This window comes from Methanolapillus africanus (assembly GCF_032714475.1).
Classification (GTDB): domain Archaea; phylum Halobacteriota; class Methanosarcinia; order Methanosarcinales; family Methanosarcinaceae; genus Methanolapillus; species Methanolapillus africanus.
On record NZ_JAWDKD010000021.1, the window covers coordinates 13,474 to 27,158 of the forward strand.

9 protein-coding genes and 1 tRNA gene are annotated in these 13,685 nt (G+C 43.1%); 7 read left to right on the forward strand and 3 right to left on the reverse strand.

Translation table 11 applies throughout. The features are described from left to right. Window positions 1–12: 12 nt before the first annotated feature. Complete coding sequence (locus MsAg5_RS07485) at window positions 13–813, reverse strand: DUF1638 domain-containing protein (protein WP_338100006.1); 801 nt, start codon at window positions 811–813, stop codon at window positions 13–15. A gap of 649 nt (window positions 814–1,462) precedes the next feature. On the opposite strand from MsAg5_RS07485, the gene MsAg5_RS07490 reads away from it, so the two are divergent. From MsAg5_RS07490 to MsAg5_RS07520, 7 genes are all read left to right on the forward strand, one after another. Next, the gene (locus MsAg5_RS07490; RefSeq protein WP_338100007.1) at window positions 1,463–3,250 is read left to right on the forward strand and encodes a PKD domain-containing protein; all 1,788 of its coding nucleotides are present in this window, start codon (window positions 1,463–1,465) and stop codon (window positions 3,248–3,250) included. A 341-nt stretch (window positions 3,251–3,591) separates the two neighbouring features. Then, complete coding sequence (locus MsAg5_RS07495; RefSeq protein WP_338100008.1) at window positions 3,592–3,873, forward strand: ferredoxin-thioredoxin reductase catalytic domain-containing protein; 282 nt, start codon at window positions 3,592–3,594, stop codon at window positions 3,871–3,873. Window positions 3,874–3,981: 108 nt separating this feature from the next. Continuing rightward, window positions 3,982–4,179: a hypothetical protein gene (locus MsAg5_RS07500; protein WP_338100009.1), complete on the forward strand. Its 198-nt coding sequence runs from the start codon at window positions 3,982–3,984 to the stop codon at window positions 4,177–4,179. Between the two features lie 139 nt (window positions 4,180–4,318). Next, on the forward strand, window positions 4,319–5,119 hold the full coding sequence (locus tag MsAg5_RS07505) for a hypothetical protein (protein WP_338100010.1): 801 nt from the start codon (window positions 4,319–4,321) through the stop codon (window positions 5,117–5,119). 163 nt (window positions 5,120–5,282) lie between these two features. Further along, window positions 5,283–5,354, forward strand: a tRNA-His gene (locus MsAg5_RS07510). A 445-nt stretch (window positions 5,355–5,799) separates the two neighbouring features. Further along, complete coding sequence (locus MsAg5_RS07515; protein ID WP_338100011.1) at window positions 5,800–9,450, forward strand: beta strand repeat-containing protein; 3,651 nt, start codon at window positions 5,800–5,802, stop codon at window positions 9,448–9,450. Between the two features lie 250 nt (window positions 9,451–9,700). Further along, window positions 9,701–10,156, forward strand: a complete 456-nt coding sequence (locus MsAg5_RS07520) for a universal stress protein (protein WP_338100012.1) — start codon at window positions 9,701–9,703, stop codon at window positions 10,154–10,156. Between the two features lie 564 nt (window positions 10,157–10,720). On the opposite strand, the gene MsAg5_RS07525 is transcribed toward MsAg5_RS07520, so the two are convergent. Together MsAg5_RS07525 and MsAg5_RS07530 are read right to left on the reverse strand one after the other, a co-directional pair. Continuing rightward, window positions 10,721–12,007, reverse strand: coding sequence for an amidohydrolase family protein (locus MsAg5_RS07525; RefSeq protein ID WP_338100013.1), 1,287 nt, complete (start codon window positions 12,005–12,007; stop codon window positions 10,721–10,723). A 537-nt stretch (window positions 12,008–12,544) separates the two neighbouring features. Continuing rightward, window positions 12,545–13,378, reverse strand: a complete 834-nt coding sequence (locus MsAg5_RS07530; RefSeq protein ID WP_338100014.1) for an Ig-like domain-containing protein — start codon at window positions 13,376–13,378, stop codon at window positions 12,545–12,547. Window positions 13,379–13,685 lie beyond the last annotated feature (307 nt).

Below are 13,685 nucleotides of genomic sequence, written 5' to 3' on the forward strand. Positions count from 1 at the left end.
TCATATTTGAAATTATGATGACAAATTGTTCAATTCTTTCATAAACTTCTCATAACATGTATAGACGATGCTTTGGCCATCATATTCAATAATTTTCATATTAAAGCGCGACGAAAAGTCGGAAACGATATCGTCGTATTTTTGCTCATATTGAAACCCGGTATTGATTTTACCGACGCGTTTGTAATTGGAATATTCAAAAACAAACCGGATCATATCGTCGTCGTTCGGATCCGGCGTCAAAGCGCTCGCATAAGCAATTTCGCGCCAATAAGCCGCTTGCATCGGCGTTAAAAAGAAAGTCCCTTCACCGCGCGGCGCATCTTTTAAAATCTGAGTATACCGCTGCCGGCTGCCCAGAGATGCGCAAATACAATCATCAACAATGTCGCCGTCACAGTCTTTCAGAATACGGACCGGGCAATCCGGCAAACTCAAATCTTCTTCAATATTTCCGAGAACGTTACCGCATAAGCCGTACAAAACCAAAATACCATCCGACTCAGGCTGCGCTTCTTTGACGGTCGCATAAACAACAGCCTTGTTTTCATTCGGCCGTGCTTCCATGGAAAATTCAATCAATCGAAGAACAATAACATCATCCCCGGCCGGAAGCGAAACGCCGCTGTCGACCAGTTCATAAGAAACACCTTCGGAATCCAATTTTGCCGTAAACGTTTCGATAAAATCCGTCCGGTGAAGAATGATTTTTATTGGTTTGCCGCTGTTTTTTCCCACATCGTCTTCTTTTTTCAAAAGAGCTGTGAGTTCATCCTCAAATATTCGACAAGAGACTAAGGTAACCTTCGTCATATGTATTCCCCCGATTTTTTGAATTCATTTCAAAAAAATCTTAATAAACGATAACAAGAGAGAAGATAGAATTTGATAAATTAAAAGGAAACAAGAATTCCGGACAGGCCGATAGTTGAATAATAGACCGCATCACTTATAATAAAGGAGCGGTTTTCACTCAATTACAACGGAGTATATCCGAAGTATTATTTCAAGTCAATCAAATAATTCAATTTGATTAAGATAAATGACCGTTCACCAAAAGAGCCGTCAAGAGAAGGAACTTAAAAATATACATCAAAAGTGAGAAAATATATAAATTTCATATTATTTGATGGATTTTTTTCTGTATATTCACCTTAACAATGCTTGTTTCAATGGTAAGGTATATATTCTTCTTTATATCTTATATTCAAGCAGTTATTTGATTATATGGCCTGATAAGAATTTATATAGTCAAATAAGATTAAAGTAGATTCTTACGACAAAACAATGTCTGATATACTCAAAAATTAATATTTTACTCATTAAATGAACAAAATTTAACATGAAACTAACATTAACCATTGCTTAAAAAACGAAAAAATGATGAATGTTATTGTTGTTTATTGTTCAATTTATATCCTTTTTGAGGAATTTTTAAACGAACCTTGGAGTTTAGATATTTATGAAAACACATGGAAACCATTTCGGGAAATTAGCGGGAGTCGCTCTCGTTCTTTGCCTCCTCATGGCTTTGATCCCGGTGACCGTTGCAGCGCCGACCGACGGATATATCGAAGTCGGAACCATGCCGGTCCCGGACTTCGTCGGAACACCGCTCCGCGGAAAAGCTCCGTTAAACGTCGCTTTCACCGACCAATCCGCCGGTGCAAGACAAAACATGACCTACAACTGGAGCTTTGGTGACGGAACCTATTCCAACACATCCGGAAACGTCACACACACCTACACCAAAGAAGGCAACTACACCGTGACCTTGACCCTCTCCAACGACTATGGCGTCAAGAACATGACCAAAACGAACTACATTTATGTCGGTTCCGGACCGGTCGCCAACTTCACGGCTAACCAAACAGCCAGCAACTCTGCATTAAACGTTAAATTTACCGACCAATCCACCGGTAACCCGACCACCTACCTTTGGAACTTCGGAGACGGCACCACCTCCAACGAGAAAAGCCCGACCCACAACTACGACAAAGTCGGTTCCTACACTGTTTCTTTAACTGTTTCCAATGAATTCGGAAACGACACCATGACCAAAACCGGTTACATCAACATTGGCGTCGCACCGTACGTTTTCTTCACAGCCAACTCCACTTGTGACAACACCAAACAAATCGTTTTCACAACCTACGGCTCTGTGACCGACCCGGCCACCTACAACTGGAACTTCGGAGACGGCACAACATCCACAGAAAAGAACCCGACCCACAACTACAAGTCGGCCGGCGTCTACAACGTCACCTTGAACGTGACTGACAAATACGCCACCACCACCTACACCTTAAAGAACGTCGTTGTTTCCGACACTGTGAAAGCAGACTTCACCGCCACCAACAACCAAGGTGCAGCACCGTTGAAAGTCCAATTCACCGACCAATCCACCGGCAGCGGCAACTTGTCCTACCTCTGGAACTTCGGTGACGGAACAACCTCCACCGACAAGAACCCGTCCCACACCTACAACCAAACCGGCACCTACACTGTTGCTTTAACAGTTGTCAGCAGCTGCGGTGTGAACTCTGTTGTGAAACAGAACTTCGTCAGCGTCGGTAAAACACCGGTCGCAGACTTCAGCGGAACACCCACTGACGGAGCAGCCACCTTGTCTGTCCAATACACCGACAAATCACAGGGCGAGAACTTGACCTACAGCTGGGACTTCGGAGACGGAATCACATCCACCGAGAAGAACCCGAAACACAACTACACCACCGGCGGCGTCTACACAGTCAAATTGACCGTGAAGAACCAATACGGCACCAACACCATGACCAAGGACAAGTACATCACAGTCGGATCCGCCCCGCGCGCAGACTTCCAGGCTGACGTCCTCTCAGGCGTTGCACCGCACCCGGTCCAGTTCACAGATCTCTCTACAGGCAACCCGACCTCCTGGTCCTGGGACTTCGGAGACGGTGGCACATCCACTGAAAAGAACCCGAAACACACCTACCAGAAATCCGGTTACTACAACGTCACTTTGACCGTTAAGAACCAATACGGCGAATCCACTCTCTTCAGAATGGGCGACGGACAGAAGATCTACTTGGAAGACCAAAAGGTGAATGAAACCAACACAACCAACCAGACAAACCAAACCAACCAAACAAACGATACCAACAACACCACCAAACCGGAATCTTCAATCCCCGGATTTGAAGTCGTGTTCGCGATCGCAGCCATCCTTGGTCTTGTGGGCGTCGGTCTTTACAAGAGAAGAAAATAATAAAAAATAAATGAAAGAGGATTTTCCTCTTTCTTCTTTTTCTTTTTTTTAAGGTCTGTTTTTAATTTTGCTTTTTTTCTGTTTTATTCCATTATTGTTCTGTTTTATCCCGTCATTGTTCTGTTTATCTCAATCATTGAGTTGGTACTGTTTCTATTTTGATCTGAATTATTGCCTCTGCACGTCTCTTTAATTAATATCAAATAAGAGAAATGGACCCCTGACAAAAAGAAAGCAGATGCCATCATTTTTGAAAGATTAAATGAAAACAGATTAAATAAACAAAATTTTAAATAAAACAAAAACAATGAGGCTTTATTATATTATAAAATGGTGAAAAAATGACGCTTGAAGAAACGAAGGAAAAAGTCAGATCTTATGCTGAAAAATATGCGGCGAAGAAAGGTTTTCGCCTGAACCCGGACCCGGAAGAACTGGAATTGGTCATCGAAGGATTGGCCAAACGACGGGAACAGTATGGTGTTCAATATTGCCCGTGCCGGATTATTTACGGCGACAAAACGGAAGACCGAAAAATCATTTGCCCGTGCATTTATCACGAAGACGAAATTAAAAATGACGGTGCATGCCACTGTGCACTCTTTTTCAAAGGCGACGCGTAACCGCCTTAATTTTTTCTGCGAAAAAACGAACGGAAGAATCAAATAACTAAAAAGACATTGATATGACAAGACGGACGAGAAGTCCGGAAAAATGATTGGGGAAATAGAATGGACGAAAATGAAAGACAATTGCTTTTACTTCAAGACAAAATGGAAAAGATGAATGAAGAAGACCTTTACAAATTCGTGACCGAAAACTATCCGGAAGCGGGCTGGTGCGGAAAAAAGAAGCTGGTTGTCCGCAAAATCATGACGTTTGAGCGGGCGCGCATTTACGGCGATAAAGATCCGCTGGCCACGGAATAATTTTTTCTAATTTTTTAAATCTTTTTTAATACTTTTTTACATTTTTTAATCGACTGCGTTTGAAAATCATGAGTTAATGAATCATCTAATGCAAACAAGTCAAATTCAACCTTCTAACCATAGAATCGGAGATGAAGAGATGAAAAAACAAATCATATCAACGATTTTGATGATTGTTGTGATCTTATCAGCCGCCGGCGTCAGTGGTTGTTTAGAAAACGAATCATCGGAGAATACGAGTTTAGAAAATGAATCCCCCGAAAATACGAATGTGGAATGGGGAGAAAATATCAGTGAATTTTACCCGACTGATTTGTACGTCCGGGAAACGGACGGAAACCGGACGCTTGAACTCAGATTAAGAGAACGCATATATGTGGACGAGAGCAACATCACCGTCAGCATGTCTTCAGATGTCATCAATGTGAATCTGCCGATTGCCGAAGGGAACAACGGATCATATATTGAGTGGTTCCCGCTTGATATTTCAAATTTAACTCTTGAAACCGGCAAAATGTATACGGTTTTGGTGAACGGAGATGAAGAGGTCAGATCCGGTTTCATACTGAACGACAATGAAACAACGACCTTTATTCCGGCATCGATCCATGGCATGAAAATAACGTCAGACAAAACAACGGCTTCTGTCGTCATCTTCGGATACACCGGCGATCTGAGCGCATACAGCCTTCCCGGCGAAGAAATAACAGAAGATACGGATGGAAAAACATACAAAATATATTTCCCCGTCAAAAGAGTATATGACGGCGGCAGCATTAACGCCAGCGCACACTCTTACCAAAAAACAATCCCGATTGCTTCATTGAATGAATTGGAAGACGGCACGTACAAAGTCAGAGTCAACGGCATTGAACTGATGTTTACCGTCAAAAATCACAAAATATCCAATACAAGCAGCTACGGAAATTTTACACAATGAAGCGGATATTTCCGCTTCATCCATTTTTAACAAAATATTAAAAAAACGCTGATGACGCAAAGCCGACTTTGTCGAAACATTTATATGAAAAAAACGGGTTTATGGCTTGCTTTAAGAAACAAAACCGCTTTTTTGACGTTTCTTTCGGCATGATTTCTGAGTGGCCGGGGTGGGGTAAAGGTTATCCTGAAGCCCTGTGGAGGCTTTGACCCGAGTTCGATTCTCGGTCCCGGCCCTTGAATAATCAAAAACAATTCTTGAGAATAATTCGGTGAATCGAAGATAACGAAATTCGGTCACCTTCATGACTCCCTTTTTTAGAAATATACTGTTTTGCCGACATCATATAAATAGAAACAATAAAATAATATTTTTTAGATAAATAACAATATAATATTCACAAAAATAAAAGAGGCGACTGATAGAGATATCTATAAAAAAATAGGAAAATATGAACAATTATAATTTTAATAGAATAGTATAATAGTAGCATACCTGTTCAAAAATCAGCATGAGAAGACATAGCATATGACAAGCCGTATCTCACAAAATATATATAATTTCCTCAATAATTATTAACTAATAGATATATCATAATTTTAGATATATACTAAGAGGGAAAATAGATGATACGCAAAGTAAACCGATTGCCTTTGTTTTTTATTGTGATAATTGTTTTAATGATGTTTGCCGGAACGGCTTGTGCCGATTCTGAAGGTATAGATGGCGCCGATGTTACAGTTGACGGCGCAAACGCTTTTTATGAAATTACATCGCCGGGAACATACACAATCAAAGAAGATTTGATTAATCCCGCCGGCACAAATCCCGTTATTTTGATTAATGCCAGTAATGTCATTTTGGAAGGAAACGGCAAAACCGTTGATGGAAACGGAACTTCTATTTTTGGAATTCAAGTGGCGAATGACCAAAAGAATATCACCATTCAGAATGTGACCATCATAAACGCAACCTCTGCCGGAATTTACACCGGAGATGCCAATAACTATTGGGATTTCGGCAATTTTATAGTGATGAACGTCACTGTTGAAAACATTGTTTCCGCCGATGGCTTCGCAGCCGGCATATGCGCCTATTCAGAAGACGGCGGCAATGTAACAATTACCAACAGTACAATTGGCGGGGATGGAAGTCAAATTTCCGGATTGAAAGGAATCGGAATTTACGCCAACACCACCGGCAATGTGACAATTGAAAAATGTAACGTGAGCGGAAAAATTGAATCATCGGGAGCCGGAAACAACTCACAGGGAATCATTGCATGGAGCCTCGGCAACGGCAATGTGACCGTTCAGGACATCATCATTAATGCAACGATTCAAACAACAAGTACAACCAACAGGTACAATGCGTACGGTGTGGACGCCCAAACAAAATCAACGAACAGCGGACACAGCTTGATTCAAAATGTCACTGTCAACGGAAAACTAAATGGAACATACGCCTACGGAATTGCAACAGCCGTTCTGGAAGACGGAACAGGAACCATTAAAGATTGTACCATTGACGGAACATTCCTTTCTTCAAACGCTTATGCAGTCGCCCTTTTTGATAATGTGAACGGCGCGACCGCAAACCCCGGCATCCGAACATTGAATTTGAATAATGTCACAACACCAACAGAATCACCTTTGACGGCAGCCGTTCGCCTTTATGGTGGAAACAACGCACCAAACTTGTCATTCCACATTGACGGATGCGATTTTAATCAAAGCAAAGCGACAAATGGTATTTCATTGGAAAAATCATCCGGATCAACCGCACCGGTTGACGTATATATCAACAACACGACTGTTGAAAACGTAATAAACATGATCGGTACAACAAAAGTTTACAATTTGAGTGTCGACAATGTCACCCTGCTCAACGTAACAAACCTGTTTAGCGGAACCACAACTCCAGCCAATGAATTGCCTTTGATTCCGGGATATAATATCGCCAACTGTACCGGCTGGACCGGAACCGACGACGGATGGAATTTGACGATCACCGGTTCTGATAAAACTTACAAAATGACAGATGACATAAAAATCAATTATTTCTTGATTTCAGCGTCCACGTCAAACGTAACCGTTGACGGCGCAAACAAAAACATCACAAAGGGCTCTGATTACGACGGCGGAGCAGACATGTTGATTAATGCGGCCGGAAACGACGTTACGTTGAAAAACATGAATGTGGACATTTCCAACTCGATGCGTACCAATTCCAACATTGTGATTCAAGCCAACGGTAAAAATACAACCATTGCCAATTCCGTCGTCAAAGCAGGCAGCTCGACCGACAGCAGCAGTCAGGTTATTGTTGTCAATAATGAAGGAACTATCATTGAGAATAACACATTGGTAACCGGAACCTCAAACACGGACACAGCAAGCACCGGAAACGTTGGCGTTCGCCTCTATAAGAACGGACAAAACGTGACGGTGAAAGACAATAAGATTACCGGCAATGCAACCGGATCCAGAAATGCCGGCGTCAGCGCAGATGGTGTGACAAATGACGTGACGATGACAATCCAAAACAATATTTTTGAACTGAATTCTTCAAACGGCTACATGGTTTACATCAGCCCCGGCGCTGACAGCAAACTCATCAACATAACGGCGATCAACAACACAGTGACCGGCGCAAAATCCATTCTTTTCGCCGATAATGTCAATAACGCAACGGGTGTGAAAACTGTCAGCATATCCGGAACAATCCAAGGCAACTTCAGTTCTGCGGAAAATTTCCTGGATGATTCCCTGCCGAAAAATATCACGCTTGTCAATTTGACGGTCTACGACGGGTACAAAAAGACAATTCCAAACACAGTCAGCACAAAGGGAACCGTTGTTTTGAACAACTTGACGTTTACAAACGAAACGTACATGATCATACCAGAAGACGGAAACAGTTTGAAAATTACAAATTCTGTTTTTGGCAAAGAAGGACAGAACAGCTCCCATGCGGTTCTCGGATCGACCGGGAAAAAATTCTCATCAATTTCGATCAGCAATTGCGTTTTTGAAGGCAATTTCAGAAAAGGACTTTTGATTTACGCCAACACAACCGATCCGAGTTTTGTGACGATCGAAAACAACCAATTCAACGGTCAAGGCTATGATTGGAAAGATCAAATCAATAAAACAAGTTCTGTGACGATCGTTGCCAACGAAAATACAAACACCACGTTCTCCAACAACACGGTGAACAATTACTACAAAGTTCTCAGTATCGACCACAGTCCCGGCAACGGCAACTGGACGATGACGAACAACACATACACCAACGTTGTTTATGCATTGGATATTAACAGCGCAAAGGACTTTGAATACAATTTGACCTATTCATTCTTCTCCAAGGATGGAAAAATAGGAACAATCCCGATGGTTTTGGATTCCGGCAAATCGCCTGAAGAAACGTACACCGGAACAAAAGTCAATGTCTATCCGTACTACACCAACGCCCAAAAAACAGAGATGAAAACAGATGCCGCCACGACCAAAAAGGTAACGGAAGTGGTGAACAGTACATTTGGGGACATTGAGAGTTTGAGCAGCAATTCAGATGAAACCGCCGTGAAAAACGTTGTCGATGAACTGACTCATTTGCCTGTTGAAAGCATCAGACAGGAAATGGAAACGCCGGCGGGTCTTGCGGATATTCAAAAGCTGGAAGCGCTTTACGAAAATACGAGCAATGTGACGGTTAATGTGACCAAACCAAACGGTTTCGGCAACGTAACAATTGTCGGCGCCGCACTTTCCGCCAACCCGGACACGAAAGTTGAAATGACAATCAGCAATGAGATTAACGGACTTGAAGTTCCGGTTCAAGTATCGGAAAAGGCGATCGTTTTGGAAATTAACATGTCTGTGACGCCGCTCGTGCCGGTTCAAATCACAATGCCGCTTCCGGAAGGAATGAAAAACGCCATTGTCATCCACTGCTGCAGCAACGGATCCATTGAACAGATCCCGGTGACCGTCAGCGGAAACATGATGTCTTTCATCGTGACCGGATTTTCACCGTTCATTATTGAAGAAGCCGACCCCGTTTATCCCCCGGGATCATCGGGCGGCGTCGGATCGGCAACGGTTGTGGACATGGCGAATTCCCAACCGATGCAACCGGCAGATAACGAAACCGTAACGCCGGCAGACACTCAAAACACAACATCGGCCAATACAACAGATAATACCGGCACGGCAAACGTGGACAAGCCGGCTGCAGCCTCAAGCTGGACGGCCTGGATTTTGGTTGCCGTGGTGCTGATCATTGTCGTTGCGGCCGCCGTTGTGCTCTACCGGAAAAACAAAAAATAAAAACAAAACAAAAACGAAAAAAATAAAAAAGAAAACGAAATGAAATAAGAAAGGCTTCTGCCTTTCTTTTTCCCCTCTTTTACGATCAATCAACAGACTATTTTGTATTTTCGATTTTATTCAAAAGATTGGTTTTTTGTCTGTTTTTCAATATTATTCATGAGATGAATATATAAATCATGAACACCAATATTGTTTTACTTTATTTTTCGGATTTGTTGGGATAAACAAGTCAAAGGATGTGTCTTTTATGGACGAGAAATTATACCAAAAAATTATTGTGGCCACCGACGGCACGGATTATGTGAAAAAAGCAATCAACACCGCAATCAGTCTGTCGAAGCTGACCGGCGCCGAACTTTATGCCGTTTATGTGGCGGACGTTTCAAACATTACGCCGACCAGCGCCGAATGGGTTTTGGTTTCCGAAAACATTAAAAAAGAATCCGACGCCGCACTCGAGTATTTCAAAGCGGAAGCGGAAAAAGCCGGCATCCAATATCAAACCATCAGTCTTTCCGGATCTGCGCCGGGCGAAATTGTTCAATACGCCAACCAAATCAACGCTGATCTCATCATTGTGGGCGCCACCGGCAAAAAAGCTCTTGAAAGAATGCTCCTCGGCAGCGTTTCTGAAAAGATTGTACGGACGGCCAAGCAGCAAGTTTTGATTGTGCGGTACGACGCTGCGGAAAACAAAAGTTAATTTTTGTTTTCTTCTTTTTCTTTTTTCGTTTTTTCAGCGGCGCCGGCGCGCGCGTTATGGCGGCATTTTTTCTTATGGGGTCAATTGAATCCGGCTCCAATTTCTATTTTCGAGTCAATTGAATCCGATTCCAATTTTTATTTTCGAGTCAATTGATATTCGACCTCAATTTCTGTTTTTGAATCAAGCAACCAACCCCGCTTAAACAGACGCGTTCCGCGTCTGTTTAAGCGGATGGCGCTAACGAAAATGAATTGGTTGGAAACACGTGCTGCAAACTGAAACAAGAAAAAACTGTATTGTTAGAAGCAGTTGCTGCAAACTGAAACAAGGAAAAACTGTATTGTTGGAACCAATTGCTGAAAACGGAAAAAGAAAAAACTGTATTGTTGGAAACAGTTGAGAAAAACAGAATCAGAAAGACCTGTATTGTTGAAACAGTTGCAGAAAACGGAATCAGAAAAAACTGTACTTCTGCGACCGTAGGGAGCCGTTCGCGCAGCGAACTCTATAGAATCAGACTCCCACCGCCCCGGAAAATTCCGAAGCGAAGCGAAGGAATTTTCAGACAAGCCCCAAAATATCGTCTTTGCAAGCCCTTCGGACAAAACCGGCCAACGGATCACGAATATTCTTCAAATTCAGAGATTTGGCGTTGAGCACGATCAAATCAGCCTTTTTTCCGACGTCGATGGAACCTGTAAATCCGCACCCGAGCGCTTGCGCGCCGTTTGACGTCGCCATTTTAAAAACCTGATTGTCGGAAAGCCCGTACAAGCGGGAAATAAAGTGCATTTCTTCAAACATATCCGGCGAATTGAGCATCATGTTATCGGTTCCGATGCTGACGGAAATGCCGTGTTCAAGCATTTCCACAACCGGCGGGAGACCGACACCCGTGGTTAAGTTGGAGCGGACGCAAACGCTGACCGGAATTTTTTTGTCGGCGGTTTTCTTCAAATCCGAGTCGTTGGCGTGCGTCATATGAATGAGCAAATCGGGCGACAGTGCCAAAGCGCGTTCAATATCGCTTCGGTCTTTTTCGCCGGCATGAATCGCCAGCCGCTTTCGTTTAAGTCGTGTCTTGGACGTGATTTTGGTCAGAACGTATTCGTTCAAATCGTTGGCGCCGCTGAGGCCGATGCCGTCGGCGACTTCCAAAATGTCGCGCACTTCTTCCAAGAAATCCATGTTCGGATGTTCCCGAGAGCCGGAATCAACGTGGCCGGGGCGGCCGTAGACGATCGGAAAAATATCTTTTCCGGTGTTTGAAACGGCTTTGAGAAGCGCGACCGTTCCTTCGAGCCCGCCTTCCCGGAAGTCAGCGAAAACGCCGGCGCCATTTAAGAAGAGTTCCCAAACCGCCGATTCCATGGCGTCGATGGATTCTTCAAAACCGATTTGAGATAAAAATTGATGTTTGAGACCGTTGGGCGGCTTGACGAGCGCGTCCAAATCTTTTTCAATACAAAATCCGCGTTCATTTCCGAGCGGCGGATCTTTGAGAAGCGAATCGCCGATGTGGGTGTGCGTGTTCACAAAACGCGGCGCAATCCAATTTTCGGACAGAACCGGCCGTTCTTCGATGTCGACGATGAGCCCGTTTTCGATGTAGATGTTTCCGGAAATAATGTCCGGATTTTCGCCCCAAAAAATGGTTCCGGAGACGACGCGGTCGTACGGAAAATCTTTTTGCAGAAACAGATCGTTCGGGCTGGCGTCCGGCGAAAACGAATCAGATAAAAAAAGATCAGAATCATGGGGGACAAAGCTTGCGCTTCCCGAGTCGGCTTTATTTTTTTCGATCAGCCGGTGAACGCGGTTAAAATCGGCTTCGTCAAACCCGGACATTCTTACCCTCGTACTCAAAAGGGAGGACAAGTTATTTATTCCTTTACCCGAGATTTATTCCGTCGCATTGTATAGGTCCTGGCATGAGAATCGGGATTACCCGTCTGTGATTGATTCAGACAACCCCAATGCGGTACACACAAACAGTGCACAACTGCCCTTTACGAGGGAAACCGAAGAAGACTCAAGGATCACCGGAAAGAATGATTCTTTGGCGTTAGTGAAGGGCGACAGCACCTATTTTCAAATAATTACAACTTTTTTTTCATTTCACCTTTTGTTCCGTTTCATTTTTTGATTCGAGCGGCGGCGCGCGCGTTATGGCGACACATTATTTTCGAGTTTTGAACACTGAACCGCCATTTTCAGCACATAATAGCCGGTGCCTGTTTTTTAAAAATATCATGCAGACCATCCCGATTAAACAGACGCGTTTCGCGTCTGTTTAATCGGATACCATCAACTGAAAGATTGGAATTCGGAATCAGTTGCTGAGATTTATTTTCAGTATTGTGTGCATTCCGCCAGCGTCCGAATTTATTTTTTCATTCCGGGCCTCCGAGAAATAATCAGGAAAAAGCAAATCGATACCAAAAAGGTCACACAAAATGAAACCAAAATAATCAAAATCGGTCTTTTGAAATACTGAACCGGATCCAATAGATCTTTTTTTGAATCGTTTGAATTTGAATCCGATTCTGTTGATTCATAACCGGTTGCAGCATCCGTTTTGTTTGTTCTGTTTGTTTCGTTTATTCCGTTCTTTTGACTTGAATTGACGCTGTTTGTACCGTTTTTGTCGGTTGTGTTGTTTATTTTGCTTGTGTTGCTCGTGTTGCTTGCATTCCGCCCACTTTGACCGGAACCGCCGCTGCCGGAACTATTACCGGTTTGATTGTCATCGCTTTCACCGGAAACGGTCACCTGAATCGGAACAATATATCCGACCGGCGTCGCTGATTCCGGATTTCGAACGATTTTCAGCTTCACGCCCGAAAAATCTGTTTCCGATTTGACAGAACTCGATTTAACGGAAACCGTCAGTGAATGACTTTGTCCGGGTTCCAGCGTTGCAGACGATTCGGAAAGCGAAAAAGATGACAGAACACCTGTTTTCTTGGATTGGTCCAAATAAAAAACATAATTCAACGGCGTATTTCCGGTATTTCGGATATAAACGGTCTTTGAAACCGAATCGTTTGACTTGCCGGCGGCGTCCAAATGAATGTCAAGTTTGAGCGGCGAAACGGAATCCAGAACCACATTTTCGCCATCTGCCGCACAGACCGGTATGAAAAATACACAGCTGATACAAACGACTGACAGCAAAAAAAGACGGATAAATTTGAGAAAATCTCGATTTTTGTACATACTCTTTGCTCCTATTGGAATTAATTTTATGAAACGGATGACTTATTTTCTCAACGGCAAAGACAAAACCAAGGAAATGAGAGCGGGCCAAAACAAAAGACAAACGGAAACCGTCAAATACGATACAACATACGACAAGGAGCAACAAAAAACAGAAGGGCGATGTTCATATACGTTCCGATTTTGACAAAATCGAAACATTTTTAAAGGCAGATTGAACCTTTTCATTTTGTTTTTGATTTTTGGAAAACTATATTTATGAAAGAGAACAAATGGGAGTCAACACTTTGACTCATTGGGGAAATTT

Bases quoted from the DNA above. Each gene is read 5' to 3' on its own strand.
- MsAg5_RS07485 (WP_338100006.1), bottom strand. From the start codon at position 813: ATGACGAAGGTTACCTTAGTCTCTTGTCGAATATTTGAGGATGAACTC.
- MsAg5_RS07490 (WP_338100007.1), top strand. From the start codon at position 1,463: ATGAAAACACATGGAAACCATTTCGGGAAATTAGCGGGAGTCGCTCTC.
- MsAg5_RS07495 (WP_338100008.1), top strand. From the start codon at position 3,592: ATGACGCTTGAAGAAACGAAGGAAAAAGTCAGATCTTATGCTGAAAAA.
- MsAg5_RS07500 (WP_338100009.1), top strand. From the start codon at position 3,982: ATGGACGAAAATGAAAGACAATTGCTTTTACTTCAAGACAAAATGGAA.
- MsAg5_RS07505 (WP_338100010.1), top strand. From the start codon at position 4,319: ATGAAAAAACAAATCATATCAACGATTTTGATGATTGTTGTGATCTTA.
- MsAg5_RS07515 (WP_338100011.1), top strand. From the start codon at position 5,800: ATGATGTTTGCCGGAACGGCTTGTGCCGATTCTGAAGGTATAGATGGC.
- MsAg5_RS07520 (WP_338100012.1), top strand. From the start codon at position 9,701: ATGGACGAGAAATTATACCAAAAAATTATTGTGGCCACCGACGGCACG.
- MsAg5_RS07525 (WP_338100013.1), bottom strand. From the start codon at position 12,007: ATGTCCGGGTTTGACGAAGCCGATTTTAACCGCGTTCACCGGCTGATC.
- MsAg5_RS07530 (WP_338100014.1), bottom strand. From the start codon at position 13,378: ATGTACAAAAATCGAGATTTTCTCAAATTTATCCGTCTTTTTTTGCTG.